The sequence below is a fragment of the Fusobacterium mortiferum ATCC 9817 genome (assembly GCF_000158195.2).
GTDB classification, from domain to species: domain Bacteria; phylum Fusobacteriota; class Fusobacteriia; order Fusobacteriales; family Fusobacteriaceae; genus Fusobacterium_A; species Fusobacterium_A mortiferum.
The window spans coordinates 445,203-462,336 of record NZ_GL987988.1 but is presented as its reverse complement, the minus strand read 5'-3'; the positions used below and the strand labels follow the sequence as shown (position 1 = coordinate 462,336).

Below are 17,134 nucleotides of genomic sequence, written 5' to 3'. Positions count from 1 at the left end.
TCCTCCTACCTACAACTTTTTAGAAAGCTCCTCCACCACTACGGCCTCCACCGCCACCAGATGAACCTCCGCTAAATCCTCCTCCTCTTCCTCTTGCTGAAGAACGAGAAGATCTAGCTACACTTTCCATAGCTCTTTGAGCTACAAAGCTTGTATTTCTTTCCATACTTCTAAAAGCATGACTATATAGATACATATTCATAAGAGAATTATTTCTATAACCTCTTCCACCTATAATAGTAGATTCTTCTCCTTTTTTAGACATAATCTTACTATATCCTTTTGCTACTTTTTCAGCTACTCCAAGGGCAACAGCATAGACAAAATAGTGCTCCCATAACTCAATAGAAGCTAACTTTGCCTCTTCTAAGTTACTGTAATCTACTAAAAACTTTTTAAAAGCTTCCCATCTTGAAATAGCTTTCTCTTTTTCTAAACTAGCTCTTTTTCTAGAAAAAGTATATGGCAGTAATATAAATCCTAATAAAATCATTAATATAAAGAGTTCACTTTGAAAATATACTACTAACATTCCTCCACCTATAAAATAAGCTATCCCTGTAAATATTCCTAACGATGTAGAAAATTTATCTCTCTTATCCATCTTTAGATTTTTCTCTAGCATATCTGAGTAGACAATAGTTCTCCATCTCTCATAGTTTCTATTGAACTCCTTTGCTCCACCTCTTCCTTTTATTGAGGCTTCTACACTTTCTAAAATTATTTTTTCTCCATCTCCTAGTTCTCTAATATACCAATTCAATATAAACTTTTCCTCTTCACTTAGGGGTTTACCACTCTCTTGTAATATCAATGTAGTTGTTTTTTCTCCCTCTTCTAGTTTTAAATGTCCCTTTCTTACTAAGTCCAATAACATAGCAAAAAGCTCTCTACCACTTGGATATAGATTTCTAGATACCAAAGTTCCTGCTATTGACGGAGAATAATCATCTGGTAACTCTCTAAAATACTCTCCATACTCATTTTCTACTTTATATCTCTTGCTATTTTTTAGATAGATAAATACTACTAAGAATAGCCACCAAGCCACAGCTAGAACTAAAACTACTCTCCCTAGATAAAAACCTATAATAGCTCTTTTTCTAGCATCATTAGCCTCTTTAGCCAATTTTCCTTCCATATCCAATATCTCTTTTAAAGCACTTTTATTTTTCATAAGAAGTGGATTAAAACTTGTTAAAATATTTTTAGGAAAAAGTAGATTTACCTCTAAAAACTCCCCTGGACGATAATCATTTAATGTATATCTTACACTTTTTCCATCTAATATCTCTATATTTCCAGTGAGAGGTCCATGTCCAAAGGCATATATATCATCTTTTTTTACATTTTCAGGAAGATTTACAGTTACACTTATATTTCCTATTGAGTTTTGCCAATCTTTTCCTAACATTTTTCTATTGAGTTGAGCAATATCTCTATATACAGTAACTCCTCTTGTCAAATTATATCTAAAAATAAACTCTTTTCTTTCATTTTGACTAGGTGCATAAAGCTTTATCTTATACAAGCCATCATCTACACTTACAGTAAAATTTCCTTCACTTGGAGCTGTATTATTTCTAGCTTGCTTAAATTCTCCATCATCTTCATAAAATATTTGTAAATCAGTGAATTTTCCATATCCCAAAGCATCTATGTTGTATAAAATTCCATTTATTTTCCCTATATCATAGATAACTCTTTCCTCTACTTCTAGGCTTCCATCTCTTTCAATATTAGCCACTATATCTAATCTCTCTATCTCATAAACTGTACGACCAAATATAGTAGTAAAGAGTAGTAATGATAACACTAAAATTTTCTTAACCATATCCCACCTCACTAAATATTATATATTTTGCTGTATTTATCTCTTAAATACTCTATATAGTATTTAGGATTTAAATCCTCTCCTGTTACCTCTTTTATTATCTCTGGAGTCTCTTTTAATTTTCCATATTTATGAATTTTTTCTCCTAGCCACTCTCTTATCTTATACATCTCTCCACCCTCTAAAATCTCATCTACATTTAGCTCTTTTTTCATAGTATTATATATTTGAGCTGAGTAAGCACTACCCAAAGCATAAGATGGAAAATATCCTACAAGTCCAGCTGACCAGTGTACATCTTGCATAACTCCTTCACTATCTGTAGATGGTACTACTCCTAAGTACTCCTCCATCTTCTCCTTCCAAACTTTTGGTAAATCCTCTACATCTATACTTCCATCTATTATGCCTTTTTCTATCTCATATCTTACCATAATGTGTAGTGAATAAGTTAACTCATCTGCATCAACTCTAATAAGTGATGGTTCAACTAAATTTATCTCTCTATAAAAATCTTCAAGGGATATATCTTTTAAGAAAGTAAACTCCTCTTTTGCTTTTTCATAAAGTCCTTTCCAAAAATGTAAATCTCTACCTATAATATTCTCATAAAATCTTGATTGAGATTCATGTATTCCCATAGAACCACCACTTCCTAAGATAGTTTCCTGCAAGTTATCTCCTATCTGTTGTTCATATATTCCATGTCCTGTCTCATGTATAGTACTAAATACCGCTGACATAGGATTATCCTCTATATATTTAGTAGTAAGCCTTACATCATTTTTGGTAATATTCATAGTAAATGGATGTTCACTCTCTGCTCCTACTCCTCTATCAAAATCAAATCCCAAATACTTTCCTATAAATCTATTAAATTTTTTCTGTTTCTCTATTTCTACTTTTTGAAGAAGTTTTTTCTCTGGATTTCCTACCTCTTTTATTTTTTTAAGAAGTGGTACTATCTCCCCTTTTAATAATGAGAAAAATTCATCTAATTTTTCACTTGTCATTCCTTTCTCATAATCTTGTAAAATTACGTCATAGAGATTTTTTTCATCTTTTCTATGATAATTAGCAAATTTTATAGTATATTCAAAAATCTTAGCTAAATTTCCTTTATATTTATTGTAATTATTTTCTGCCTTTGCCTCTTCCCAAATACCTTGAGTTCTAGCTACTAATTCAGAATACTCTTGGTACTCTTGAGGAGGTATCTTTTTCATCTTCTCAATATCCTCTTTTAACTCCTCTATCTCTTTTCTCTCCACCTCATTTAATTTTTCAATATTATTTCCTAAGTACTCTACACAATCTTCAAACTCCTGTGAAGTTGTTAGATTATACTCTTTCATACTCAAATATCCTACTATCTCAGCTATATAATCCTTTCCTTTTTTGGGAGTAGTAGTCTCTAAATCCCATTGTAATACCTCTAATGCTCCCTCTATCATTTTCTTCTCTTTTATCTTTTCTCTAAATTCCTGTAACTTTTTCTCCATATCTCTGCTCCTTCAATCTATCTTCTTTTATTCCTCAATCTAAAATCCCTTGGATTTTCTGGATTTATATCTTTCCAAATTCCTTTTTTCTCTTTTCTAGCTTCCTCATAAGCTCTTCTATACTCTTTTTCCTTTTTAGCATGATACTCATAAAACCATACATTTCCACTTCTTAGCATCTCTAAGTTTATCTCTTTATTCTTATAGTAAACCCTCGCTATCTTTCTTTTATACTTATCTTCATATAATACTTTTAATTCTACTTTTTTCCCAAGAATCAGATTTTCAAGATACTCCTTCGACTCTTTACCATGCTTTTGCTTAAGTTCTGGAGCATCTACACCATACATTCTAACTCTTATTTTTTTCCCATTATATTTTGCTACAAAGCTATCTCCATCAGATACCTTTTCTACATATACATCTAAAGCATAGGAAAATATTGAAAGAATTAAGCTCAATATTATTGTAAAAATTTTCTTCATTCCTCTCTCCTAATCCTTATTCAAATTAATATCCATCTTAGGATTTTTTATACTAATATCCATTTGTGGAAATGGAATCTCTACATTTACATTATCTAAAGCTTTCTTTATTCCATTCATTGTCTCTTTATATACTGTCCAATAATTCTCATTTGATGTCCAACCTTTTAAAGCTATATTTATTGAACTATCTCCATATGAATCTACATGGGAATATACTGCTGGCTCCTTTAGTACCAAAGGATTTTCTCTCAATAAATCCTCTAATGCTTTTCTAGCTACATCTATATCAGCATCATAAGCTATACCTATTATAAATTTTAATCTTCTAATTGGTGTCTTAGTATAGTTTATTACTTTATTAGAGATTATCATTCCATTAGGTATCATTACCAAATCATTGTTATGAGTCTTTATTGTTGTTGAAAATATATCTATATCATCTATATATCCCATCTCATCACTTATATTTACTTCATCTCCTACTTTATAAGTTTTAAATAATAGAATGATTATCCCTCCTGCAAAGTTAGAAAGGTTATCCTTTAGTGCTAAACCTACACCTATTCCTAAAGTTCCAAAGAAAGCAAGTAAACTACTCTCCTTTACCCCCATTATAAGTAAACATATAGTTATTAAAAGAGCATGTACCCCTACATTTAGTATTGATTTGATAAAACTCTTTAGAGATTTATCTACTACTAAATCATCTTTCTTTTTTATATTAAATAGTGGTGTTAGTTTTTTTAATACCTTTATAGCTACATAATATATAAAGATACAAAATACCAATTTTAAAATAAAAAATATTAATTCTACAGTAAAATTAACTAAGATTTTTTTATCTGCTAATTTTGAAAATACCTCATTTATAAATTTATTCATAACTCTCCTCTCCCTTTTTCTTTATATTATAACACATTTAAAGAAAGAAAATAAAAAAATGCTGATAAAAGATTTTACTCTCTTATCAACATTTTTCTTCTATTTTAATTCTGGCCAATACTCTTTATTTGCTTCTAATAAATCATCTAGTATAGCTTTAGCTACTGTTGCACTTGGAACAGTTTTAGAAAGCATTAAAGCTTGCCATAATTTATGATATGACTTTTCAATCCATGCTTGTACAACTAATTTTTCAACAGAAACTTGTTGTTCCATCAATCCTTTTTGGAATTGTGGTATCTCTCCTACTAACAATGGTTCTGGTCCATTACTTCCAACAAGGCATGGTATCTCTACCATAGCAGTTGGATCAAAATTTTTAATAGCTCCATTATTTTCTACTATTAATAACATTCTTTCTTTTGTATTAAATGCAATAGCTGTAGCCAAATCTACTATAAATATAGAATGATTGTCAGTTGTTAAAGTTGTTCCTTCAGAACTTCCTTTTTCAGCTATTCTTCTACACTCTGTAAATACATGTTTCTCTCTTCCATCCATAACCTCATTAGCTCTTGTATAATTAGGATCTGAATGTTCTACTACATAATCTTGAAATAAATAATATTTCAAATAAGTATTTGGTAAAGTTGTAGGATCTGTTGCTAAAATATCCTTTGCTTTTTTATGAGTTTCTATCCAGCTAGGATCCATATGTTGATGATCCACTACCTCAGGAGGTAAATATCCATGTTCCCCTACATACGCTTTTAATCTTGGCATTAAATCATTTCCTTCTTTATCTCTAACATCTGTCCACCATCCAAAATGATTTAATCCATAATATTTTACAATCATATCTTTTCTTGATTTTAATCCTAAAATCTTAGCCATACGTGTCTCTGTTCCTATTGGCATATCACATATATTTAAAATCTTTGAATTTGGTCTTAAAATTCTTGTCGCTTCTGCCACAATAGCAGCTGGATTTGAATAATTTAAAAGCCATGCATTTGGAGAATATTTTTCCATATAGTCTATTAGTTCTAAAACTCCACCTATTGATCTCATTCCATAAGCAATTCCACCAGGCCCACAAGTTTCTTGTCCAACTACTCCATGCTTTAAAGGAATTTTTTCATCTAATTCTCTCATTTTATATTTCCCTACTCTTATATGTGCCATTACAAAATCTATATCTGTAAAAGCTTCTTCTGGATCTGTTGTGTATAAAAACTCTATCTCTGGAGCTTTCTCTTTTATTAAAACTTTACAAGCTTCTCCTATTGGTTCTTGTCTTTCACCATCATTATCATAAAACTTTATTTTTCTAAGAGGGAATCTCTCAAGCTGTTCTAATAACATTAAAACTATTCCTGGAGTAAATGTGCTTCCTCCACCTGCTATTAATACTGAAAATTTCTTATTCATTCTATCCTCCATTTTAATTATTTAAATAATCATCTATTTTATTTCTTATACTTCTAACTTTTATTCCATATACAACTTGTAAATTTTCATTATCTATTTTTATTATTTTATTAGGTTCTGTTCTATTTAAAATTTCTTCATTTATATTATTTGTTGATTTTAAAGTTACTCTCAATCTTGTATAACAATTTTCAATTTTAACAATATTTTCTTTTCCTCCTAATCCTTCTACAATTGTAACCGCTATATTTTCTGTTTTTGCTTCTTTTTCTTTCTTTTCTTTATAATCAGCTTTACTATATAATTTTACTTCTTTTTCATCTTCTCTTCCAGGTGTTTTTAAATTTAATTTTGTAATTAAAAATCTAAAAACAAAATAATATACTACAGCTTGCCCTATTCCTATAACAAATACCATAGGCCAACTTGTTCTATCTATTCCTACTGGAATATTCATTAGTAAAAAATCTATAACTCCATTAGGAATAATTGTTCTTATATCTAAAATAGAAAACACTACCATTCCTAAACCAGCAATTACTGCATGTGCTACAAATAATATCGGTGCTGTAAATAAGAAAGAAAATTCTATTGGCTCTGTTACACCAGCTATAATTGATGCTCCCATAGCTGATAATAATATTGCTTTTGTTTTTATTTTATTTTCAGGTTTTGCTGTTTGATACATAGCAAATACTGCTCCCCATAATCCGAATATTTTAGTAATTCCTCTAGCATCCCATACTACACTTTTCGTTAATCTTGTTACACTATCTATATTTGATAATTGAGCATTATATATATTTCTTGCTCCTTCAAATAACACTGAAACTTTTTCTCCATTTTGTATAACCTCAACCATTTCACTACCACCAAAATTAGTATATAAAAACGTTGGATAAATTAAATGATGTAATCCTGTTGGAATTAATATTCTATCTAAAAATCCATATGTAAAAATTCCAAATACTCCTGTACTTTCTATAAAAATTGATAAAGTATTTATTCCGTGTTGAACGATTGGCCATATATGAGTAGAAATTATAGCTAATAAAATCATTGTAAACGATAAAACTATAAATACTAACCTAGAACCTCCATAAATTTGTAATGCTCCTTTTAATTCTACATCAATAAATTTATTATGAACATAAGCTACTATCAATCCTAAAGCAATTCCTAAAAAAATTCCCATATCTATGATCTGAATTCCCATCATTATAGTATGTCCGCTTCCTCTTAATTCACTTAGTGGTAAGATTAAATTCTGTATTCCCATATACACATTCATACTATGAATAAATACAAAATACGATAACATTGCTACTAATGCAGCATAATGTTTTTCTTTTTTAGCCATTCCTATAGCTATTCCCACTGTAAATAAAATTCCTAAGTAAGTTCCTATAATTGGTATTAAAGATTGCCCTAATATTTTTCCAAAATTTATAAATACCCCATTATTTAAAAAAGGTATCAAATTATAAACCCTTGAGTTCGTAAAAATACTTGCAAAAGCAAATAAAATTCCTACTATTGGTAATATTAATACAGGAACAAATATTCCCTTAGCAAATGTTTGTAAATTTTTCAAAACTTTTTCTTTCATCTGTACTAATCCTCTCCCTTTTATTTTTTTTAAAAACTTATTGATTTTTTCTTGTAACTATTGTATCATGTAAAAAACATTCATGTAAATAGATAGTTCTTTTAATTTTATGTAATTTTTTTACAAAGGAGATTGTATAATGAATAAAAAAAGTAAATTATTTTTATTAGATCAACTTTTACCTAGTTTTAGTCCTGCTGAACAAAAAATAGCCCTCTTTATTTTAGAAAATACTTTTGCAGTAATTGATATGACTATTGAAGACATGTCAGAAAAAATAGGAACTTCTGTTGCTTCAATTTCAAGATTTACTAAAAAAATAGGATTTGAAAATTTTTATCTATTAAAATTAGGAATAGCAAAAGAATTTGTAAATTCTTCAAACAAAACTATTTCTTTAAATGTAAATAAAAACTCTAATGCTACTGATATTTATACAAATGTTGCTAAAACAAACTCTGCTATATTGGAAGAAAGTATTGAATATTTTAATACAGATAAAATGGAAGAAATTTCAGAAATAATATTAAATGCTAATCATATATATCTCTTTGCTATGGGAGCTTCTGGCATCTTAGCTAAAGAATCTTGGTATAAATTTATAAGACTTGGATTAAAATGCTCTATGATTGAAGATTTTCATTCTCAGCTTTTACAAGCATCTATCCTTGATGATACAGATGTAGCACTTATTTTTTCTCATTCTGGTATCAACAAAGATGTTCTTACTCTACTTGAGATTATTAATGAAACTCCAGCTTATTCTATTGGAATTACTAATTATGCTAGAACCCCTTTTTCTCAATCAGTGGACATATGTTTATTTTTTTCTGAAAACTCCACTCCTATGGATAAAGTTGGTTTTTCTTCTAGAATACCACAATTAATAATAATTGAAAGTTTATATAGAATTTTAAGTTTAAAATTAGGAAAAAAGAGTAAAATTTGCCAAGAACGATATAAACAAATTTTCAAAAAAAGAAGTATATAGTTTAAAGAAGAACTAATTTTAAAAATTAGTTCTTCTTTAAACTATTTTATCTCTATATATCCACCTTTCATTGGTGAAACTGCAAATCTTGTATAAATTCCTAGTGGTCCTTTTGTATATTTAGGAACTGGTTTTATCCATCTAGATTTTCTTTCTTTTAATATTTTATCTATTTCTTCTGGAGTTTTTTCCTCTCCTTTTACTCCTATTATTTCTAATTTTCTTTCAGCTACATTAATTCTAATTAAATCTTCATTTTCTATTAATGCAATAGGTCCTCCTTCACTAGCTTCTGGAGAAACATGTCCTATAGCTGGTCCACGAGTAGCACCTGAGAATCTACCATCTGTTATTAAAGCTGTTGATGCAGATATTCTTGAGTCTGAAGCAATTGCTTCTGTTGTATAAAACATCTCTGGCATTCCACTTCCCTTTGGTCCTTCATATCTTATTATAATTGCATCTCCTGGTTGAATTACTCCAGTAAGCACTGCTTTAATAGCTTCCTCTTCACTATCAAATGGTCTTGCTTTCAATACTGCATCTTGCATCTCTTTTGGCACAGCAGAATGTTTTATTACTGCTCCTTCTGGTGCTAGATTTCCTTTTAATATAGCTAGAGCTCCTTGCTTTTGTATTGGATTTGTAGTAGTTTTTATTATATCTTCCTTCTTTACATTACGCTTTTCTAATTCAGTATAACATCTTTCATAATATCCATTTTTCTTTAATTCTTCTAAATTTTCTCCTAATGTTTTTCCCGTTACAGTCATTACATCAAGATGTAAAAATTCTTTTATTTCTTCCATTATTGCTGGTACTCCTCCTGCATAATAGAAGTACTCTCCTGGATAAAATCCACTAGGTCTTATATTTAAAATATATGGAATTTCTCTATGTATCTTATCAAATTTCTCTGCATCTAATTCTATTCCAATCTCATGAGCTATTGCTGGAATATGTAATAAAGAATTTGATGAACCTGCTATTGCAGCATGAACCATTATAGCATTTTCAAATGCTTTTTCTGTAAGTATATCAGATGGACGAATTCCCTCTTTTGCTAATTCTAAAGCTCTTACTCCTACTTCATAAGCTTTTGTCATCAAATCTGGAGAGATAGCTGGTAATAATGCTGTTCCAGGAAGAGCTAATCCCAATGCCTCTGCCATAACTTGCATTGTTGAAGCTGTCCCCATAAAAGAACATGCTCCACATGATGGACATGCATTTTCTTTTGCATAACAAAACTCCTCTTTTGTAATTTCCCCTCTCTCAAATCTAGCACTATAAGTACCTAATTGCTCCAATGTTAACATATTAGGTCCCGCTGCCATTATTCCTCCTGTAAAAACTATTGATGGAATATTTAATCTTGCTGCTGCCATAAGATTAGCTGGCATTCCTTTATCACAGCTTGCTACAAAAACTCCTGCATCAAAAGGTGTAGCACCTGCTTGTATCTCTATCATATCAGCTATAAACTCTCTTGAAGTTAAAGAATAGTTCATTCCATCATGACCTTGAGCTTGTCCATCACAAATATCAGTTGTAAAATATTTTGCTCCCTTTCCTCCATTTTCATTTATTCCTCTTTCTATCTCTTTTACAAAATCTAAAAGATGAGCACTTCCAGGATGACTATCTCCATATGTACTTTCAATCATTATTTGTGGTTTTTCTAAATCTTTTACTTTCCATCCCATTCCTATTCTAAGTGGGTCTACTTCTGGTGCTACTTTTCTTAACTCTTGACTTTTTAACATTTTTCCTCCCTTGAAAATTAAACTTTACTTAAACTTGTCCTACATGTTGTTTTTGTTTATAGATTTATGATAATATAAAAATAAAAAAAAATCAATAATTTTGTTTTTAAATTATCAACTTTTTTTTAAAAAATATTTTTAACTATTTTAGAACACTTTTATCTTTCTAAACCATTTTTAACTTGTAGAACATCTTTAATTGTTCTCATTATATGTTTTCTCATAAACATATATGCCATGTCTTCATCTTTTTCAAATATAGCCTCTAAAATCAATGTATGTTCTTTTATTCCACTGTCTGAACCTAAAATTAAATTTAATTTTTTTTGATGTCCTATCATTATATTAGACAATATGTCACTAATCTTTATTATTATAGTATTTTTTGTTCCTTTAGCTATTAAATTATGAAACATAGCATCATAATAAGAAAACTTATCTCTATTATCTTTGTTACTTATCATTTCGTCATAAAGTTTTTTTAATTCAAGATAATCTTTTTCATCTGCATTTCTTATAAATAATTTTATATTTTCTGGCTCAAAAGTTTTTCTAAATTCTAAAATATCTAAATAATCATCCTTATTAATTATTGTATTAATTAACATATTATTAAACTCTAAATCTATAAGCTTAGATTGTACGAAAGTCCCCTTTCCTTTTTTCTTAACAAGTACTTTCATCCCCACAAGTTTTTCAATAGCTTCTCTTACTGCATTTCTTCCCACTTCTAGCTCTTTTGCTAATTGTATCTCTGGAGTAATCTGTTCTCCATCTTTCCATTCTCCAGACATAATCTTTTCTTTTAAATATTCAAAAACTTTTTCACTATTTCTACTACTCATTTTTTCTCTCCAAAACATATTAAAAATATAAAATGAGGCTGTGTATACTACACATTTTTATCATAGTATATCAACAGCCCCCTTATAGATTTTTATTTAGTTATTTTTTTATAAACTTCTATATACTTATCAGCTGAGATATCCCAACTATTATCTCTAGCCTTAGCATTTTTTATAATATTATCCCATTGCTTTTTATCTTTATAGATAGATATAGCATAAGAAAGTATCTTCAATAATACCTCTCCATTAGGTTCTTGGAAACCAAATCCATCTCCTTCACCAGTAACCTCATTGTATGGAGTAACAGTATCTTTTAGTCCTCCTGTTTCTCTAACTAGAGGTATTGTTCCATATCTCATAGCTATCATTTGAGAAAGTCCACAAGGCTCAAATAGTGATGGCATTAGGAATATATCAGCACCTTCATATACATCTATTGATAGTGGTTGGTTAAATCCTATATAAGCACAAACTTTTTTAGGATATTGACTCTCTTTCCATCTAAAGAAGTTTTCATAGTGAGCTTCTCCACTTCCAAGTAAAACAAATTGAATTCCTAAATTCATCATTCTATCAAAAGTTTGAGTTAACATATCAATACCTTTTTGTCTATCAAGTCTTGATATTATTGCTACTAATGGTACATCTGGGTCCACTTCTAATCCTAACTCTTTTTGTAGTTTAGCTTTCATCTCTTTTTTAGGTTTGTTACTTAGCTTAAATACATTTCCATCTATTCCATTTACTATTCCAGCTAGTTTGTAATCAAATTTTCTAAATAGTCCATCTATTCCTTCCCCATACTCTGGAGTTTTTATCTCTTGAGCATAAGTTTCACTAACTGTTGTTATATAGTCAGAGTAAACTACTCCACCTTTTAAGAAAGATATCATATCATAATATTTAAGTCCATCTTCTTGGTAATATTTATTTCTATCTATCTCTAGTGTTTCCTCAATCTCTTGATTAGGGAAAAATCCTTGGAATCTTAAGTTATGGATAGTGAAGACTGTTTTTATATTAGTAAGTCCTCTTTCTAATAGATATATTGGAGTAAGAGCTGTATGCCAATCATTACAATGGATAATATCTGGAGTAAATCCTGTAATATCAAAAGTCTCTACTACTGCTTTAGTGAAAAAAGTAAATCTTTCACAATCATCTAGCTCTCCATATATTTTAGCTCTTGTAAAGTATTGCATATTATCTACAAAATAATAAGTAACTCCTTCAAGTTCATAACTCTCTATTCCTACATAAGCATCATAGTGTGATGCCCATATTTTTTTATGTCCTAGATGCTTCATATTATATCTATACTTTTCAGGAATTTGCCCATACTTTGGAAGTATAACTCTAGCATCTATTCCTTTTTCTTTTAGAGCCTTTGGTAGTGAGTATGCTACATCCCCTAGACCACCTGTTTTTATAAATGGCCAAGCTTCTCCAGTAGCAAAAAGTACTTTCATATTTTTCCTCCTTATTCTTTATTAGCTCCTTCTAAATAAGCTAATAGATTTTTATAGTGCTTATCATCCCATTTAATACTTTTTTCAATTACTAATGGATAGTTTCTAGAAGCACTTAGTTTCTCATTAGATTTTATCACATTATTTTTATCTACAATTATATTTTTAAGTACAGCCCCAGATTTTACAACTGAATCTTGTAATAGGATACAGTCCTCTACTATTGCTCCAGCTTCTACTACTGCTCCTCTAGCTAGTATAGAGTTTCTTACTGTACCACTTAAGATACATCCATTTGCTACAAGGCTGTTATTTACCTCTGCTCCCTCTCTAAATAATGATGGTGGAGTATCTTTTGTTTTAGTATAGATACTTCTTTCAGGATTGAAAAGGTCTTCTCTAACCTCTTTTTTCAATAGATCCATATTGAAATCAAAGTATTCTTTAGTAGAGTTTATACAAGCTAAATATCCTTTAAATTCATATCCATTTATACTAACTCTCCCCATATTTCTAGTTACTAAATCTCTAACTGTATAATAAACTCCCTCTTGGATTCCATCACAAATCATTTTAATTAAAAGCTCTTTACTCATTACAAAAGCTTCTAGAGAAATATTCTCATCTTTTTTAAAGAAAAGGTTTTGTCCACTTCCTAAAATCTCTCCATTTTCTCCTACTTTTACACTGTCACAATTGTCAAATCTCTCATTAGCATTGTGAACATTTTTATATACTAAAGTTATATCTTTTCCACTAGCTTCATGTTTTTTCACAACATCTTTTACATCTAAGTTGCATACCATATGAGAACTTAATACTACTACGTTCTCTTGCTTACTACGGAAAAAATATTCCATATTTTTCTTAACTCTTTTTATGTTAGTAGTATAAGCAGAGTCTGCCATTTGTTTGAACATAAATATTCCATCTTTTTTTCTATCTAAATCCCACTCTGCTCCTCTTCCAATGTGGTCAGTTAATGAGTTTAAATCTTCATTTCCTGCAAAAATTCCTATGTTTCTTATTCCAGCATTTACTAAATTTGAAAGTGAAAAGTCAATTATTCTATATGTTCCACCAGCTGGTACAGAAGCAAGTGGTCTCATCTTAGTAAGTGCTCTGATATTATCTAATGTTTCATCTAAAAATATTATAGCCATATAATTGTTAAGCATATTTCCTCCCCTTGTAAAACCCTATTTTACAGCATTACTCTTTACTATTTCGCCTTTTCCTATTACAACAATCTCTTTATTATCTCCAATTACTGTATTTTTCTCTACAAATACATTTTCAGCTAGAATAGCCTTATTTACAATTACATTTTCTTCAATTGTTGTATCAGACATTATTACTGAATTAAAAACTTTACTATTTTTTCCAATTTTTACACCAGGGAAAATAACTGAGTTTTTAACTTCTCCCTCTATTTCACAACCTTTTTCTACAAGAGAGTTTATTACTTTAGCATCATCACTTACATATAGTGGTGGATATACCCCTTGACGTGTGTTAATTTTCCAATTTTTATCAAATAAATTTAATTCGTTATCCTCTTTTAATAAGTCCATATGAGCTTCCCAGAAACTTTCAATTGTTCCAACGTCTTTCCAATATCCTTCAAATGGATAAGCAAATAACTTCATATTATCTTTTAATAGATTTGGAATAATATTTTTACCAAAGTCATTACTTGAGTTAGGATCTTTTTCATCTTCTATTAGATATTTTTTTAATACACTCCATTTAAATATATATATTCCCATAGAAGCTAAAGTGCTTTTTGGCTCTTTTGGTTTTTCTTCAAATTCATAGATTGAAAAATCCTCGTTAGTATTCATTATACCAAAACTTGGTGCATCTTTTAAAGGAACGTTAAATACTCCTATAGTAGCATCTGCATTTTTTTCTACATGGAATTTTAACATCTTGTCATAGTCCATTTTATAGATATGGTCTCCTGATAAGATAAGTACATGTTCTGGTTCATATTTATCAACAAAAGCTATATTTTGATAGATAGCATTAGCTGTTCCTTTATACCATCCACCTTCATCATTTTTCTTAGTATGAGGTTGTAATACTGTAACTCCACCATTCATTCTATCTAGGTCCCAAGGTGAACCATTTCCAATATGCTCATTTAATACATGTGGCTCATATTGAGTAAGTACTCCTACAGTATCTATACCAGAGTTTGAACAGTTACTCAATGTAAAATCTATTATTCTGTATTTTCCACCAAATGAAACAGCTGGTTTTGCTATTTTTTCTGTAAGTTTTTTAAGACGGCTTCCTTGTCCCCCAGCTAGTAACATAGCTATTATATATTTTTTCTTCATACCTATCCTCCCAATGTTTATTTTATACCTCTTCTTTTTTAGTTTTAATTACTCTTTTTTTAGTTGTTTTTTCTTTTTTCTCTTCTTTAACTTCCTCCTCCGTCTTTATTTTTTTCTCTTCAGCTTTTAGAAAAATAACAGAGTTTCCACAAATATCTACTTCAATATGTTGAGGTCTGCCATTCCATTCCTCAGCTATTGCCTTATATCTCTTTCTCTTACTAAAGTTTGTCCCCCCATATTTTTCATCATCACTGTTTAGAACTACTCTATATATTTTATCCTCTGGCACACCTATTTTATATCCTATTTTGCTCTCCCCAGAGAAATTAAATATCCCTATAATTTTTTCACTATTATCTTTAGTTTTTCTTAAAAATGTGATTGTATTCCCATTATGATTTTCATGTTCTATCCATTCAAAAGTATCCCAACTATCTTCCCAAAGAGCTTTTTCTTTTAAATACATTTTATTTAAAGCTCTACAGTAATCTTGCACCTTTTTATTTTCTTCTCTATCTAAAAGTTGCCACTCTAACTGCTCATAAAATCTCCATTCCAATCCTTGAGCAAAATCATTTCCCATGAAGTTCAATTTTTTTCCTGGATGTAGCATTTGATATGAGTATAGAGCTCTTACATTAGCTAGTTGTGCTCCAAAAAATCCTGGCATCTTATTTACAATAGATTTTTTCCCATGTACTACCTCATCATGTGATAATGGCAAAACATAGTTTTCTGAAAAAGCATACATAAATGAGAATGTAAGTTTTCCATGATGATCTTTTCTATATAACGGATCCTCTTCAAAATATTTTAAGCTATCATTCATCCAACCCATATTCCATTTGTTATCAAATCCAAGCCCTCCATCAACTGCATGTTTTGTTACATTTGGCCAAGCTGTTGAATCTTCAGCCATAACTACACAATTAGGAAAATCATCATGTATAGCACTGTTAAATTTTTTGAAAAAATCTACAGCTCCTAAGTTTTCTTTTCCACCATAACGATTTGTAAGTCCATCTACATTAGGAAGATATAACATATTTGCTACAGCATCTATTCTTACGCCATCTATATGAAACTCTTTAAACCAAAAATTTACGTTAGATATTAAAAAGCTTTGAACTTCATATCTAGTTAAATCAAAATTACAAGTTCCCCATTCTCTATTTTCACCAATTCTCTCATCTGCATATTCATAAGTAGCTGTTCCATCAAATCTATACAATCCATGAGCATCTTTACAAAAATGTCCTGGCACCCAATCTAAGATTACCCCTATATTATGTCTATGCATATAGTTAACAAAGTACATAAAATCTTCTGGTAAACCATATCTACTAGTTACAGAATAATATCCTGTACCTTGATATCCCCAAGAAGCATCTAATGGGTACTCATTTATTGGCATTACTTCTATATGAGTATAGTTCATATCCTTTACATATTCACATAACTCTTCTGCTATCTCTCTATAATTTAAAAAATCTCCGTTTTCTTTCTTCTTCCATGAACCTAAATGCACTTCATAAATATTCATAGGCTTATTAAGCCCTGTTATTCTTTTATTCATCCATCTAGTATCAGTCCATTTAAACTTTGGTATATCGTAAAGTAATGATGCTGTATTTGGTCTTAATTCAGAATAAAAAGCATAAGGATCAGCTTTAAAAACTACATTTCCATCTGCTTGTTCCACTCTAAATTTATACAAATCCATCTTTTTTAATCCAGGTATTTTTAATTCCCAAATTCCCTCTGGGTTTATCTTATTCATAAAATGATTATCTCCATTCCAGCCATTGAAATCTCCAACTACTGAAATAGCTCTAGCATTAGGAGCCCACACTCTGAAGATGACACCGTCATCTTCAAAATGTGCTCCCATATATCTATATGCTTCTCTATGTTCTCCTTTATGAAAAAGGTATCTATCTAATTCTTTTTCCAATCTTACCCCCTC

Annotated in this window: 13 protein-coding genes; 1 reads left to right on the top strand and 12 read right to left on the bottom strand. The window is 29.9% G+C overall.

What is annotated here, in order from left to right; translation table 11 throughout:
• Positions 1 to 19: 19 nt before the first annotated feature.
• From FMAG_RS03195 to FMAG_RS03170, 6 genes are all read right to left on the bottom strand, one after another.
• Entirely contained in the window at positions 20 to 1,834 is a 1,815-nt protein-coding gene (locus FMAG_RS03195; protein ID WP_005883964.1) for a DUF2207 domain-containing protein, read from the bottom strand.
• 11 nt (positions 1,835 to 1,845) lie between these two features.
• A complete protein-coding gene (locus tag FMAG_RS03190; protein ID WP_005883962.1) occupies positions 1,846 to 3,336 on the bottom strand; it encodes a carboxypeptidase M32 in 1,491 nt (496 codons plus the stop codon).
• 17 nt (positions 3,337 to 3,353) lie between these two features.
• Complete coding sequence (locus FMAG_RS03185; protein WP_005883961.1) at positions 3,354 to 3,821, bottom strand: thermonuclease family protein; 468 nt, start codon at positions 3,819 to 3,821, stop codon at positions 3,354 to 3,356.
• 9 nt (positions 3,822 to 3,830) lie between these two features.
• Entirely contained in the window at positions 3,831 to 4,706 is an 876-nt protein-coding gene (locus FMAG_RS03180) for a mechanosensitive ion channel family protein (RefSeq protein ID WP_005883959.1), read from the bottom strand.
• Positions 4,707 to 4,805: 99 nt separating this feature from the next.
• Positions 4,806 to 6,137, bottom strand: coding sequence for a 6-phospho-alpha-glucosidase (locus tag FMAG_RS03175; RefSeq protein WP_005883957.1), 1,332 nt, complete (start codon positions 6,135 to 6,137; stop codon positions 4,806 to 4,808).
• A gap of 13 nt (positions 6,138 to 6,150) precedes the next feature.
• Positions 6,151 to 7,746, bottom strand: a complete 1,596-nt coding sequence (locus FMAG_RS03170; RefSeq protein ID WP_005883955.1) for a PTS transporter subunit EIIC — start codon at positions 7,744 to 7,746, stop codon at positions 6,151 to 6,153.
• A 139-nt stretch (positions 7,747 to 7,885) separates the two neighbouring features.
• On the opposite strand from FMAG_RS03170, the gene FMAG_RS03165 reads away from it, so the two are divergent.
• Entirely contained in the window at positions 7,886 to 8,737 is an 852-nt protein-coding gene (locus FMAG_RS03165; RefSeq protein ID WP_005883952.1) for a MurR/RpiR family transcriptional regulator, read from the top strand.
• Positions 8,738 to 8,778: 41 nt separating this feature from the next.
• Here the strand turns inward: FMAG_RS03165 and ilvD are convergent, their stop codons facing one another.
• The 6 genes from ilvD to glgB form a co-directional block, all read right to left on the bottom strand.
• Entirely contained in the window at positions 8,779 to 10,503 is a 1,725-nt protein-coding gene (ilvD, locus tag FMAG_RS03160) for a dihydroxy-acid dehydratase (protein WP_005883950.1), read from the bottom strand.
• A 158-nt stretch (positions 10,504 to 10,661) separates the two neighbouring features.
• On the bottom strand, positions 10,662 to 11,348 hold the full coding sequence (locus FMAG_RS03155) for a FadR/GntR family transcriptional regulator (RefSeq protein ID WP_005883948.1): 687 nt from the start codon (positions 11,346 to 11,348) through the stop codon (positions 10,662 to 10,664).
• Between the two features lie 92 nt (positions 11,349 to 11,440).
• Positions 11,441 to 12,820 (bottom strand): glycogen synthase, encoded by a 1,380-nt coding sequence (locus FMAG_RS03150; RefSeq protein ID WP_005883947.1) that lies wholly within the window; start codon positions 12,818 to 12,820, stop codon positions 11,441 to 11,443.
• 11 nt (positions 12,821 to 12,831) lie between these two features.
• Entirely contained in the window at positions 12,832 to 13,998 is a 1,167-nt protein-coding gene (gene glgD / locus FMAG_RS03145) for a glucose-1-phosphate adenylyltransferase subunit GlgD (protein WP_005883944.1), read from the bottom strand.
• Between the two features lie 21 nt (positions 13,999 to 14,019).
• The gene (locus tag FMAG_RS03140) at positions 14,020 to 15,165 is read right to left on the bottom strand and encodes a glucose-1-phosphate adenylyltransferase (RefSeq protein WP_005883942.1); all 1,146 of its coding nucleotides are present in this window, start codon (positions 15,163 to 15,165) and stop codon (positions 14,020 to 14,022) included.
• 22 nt (positions 15,166 to 15,187) lie between these two features.
• Positions 15,188 to 17,122, bottom strand: coding sequence for a 1,4-alpha-glucan branching protein GlgB (gene glgB / locus FMAG_RS03135; protein ID WP_005883940.1), 1,935 nt, complete (start codon positions 17,120 to 17,122; stop codon positions 15,188 to 15,190).
• Positions 17,123 to 17,134 lie beyond the last annotated feature (12 nt).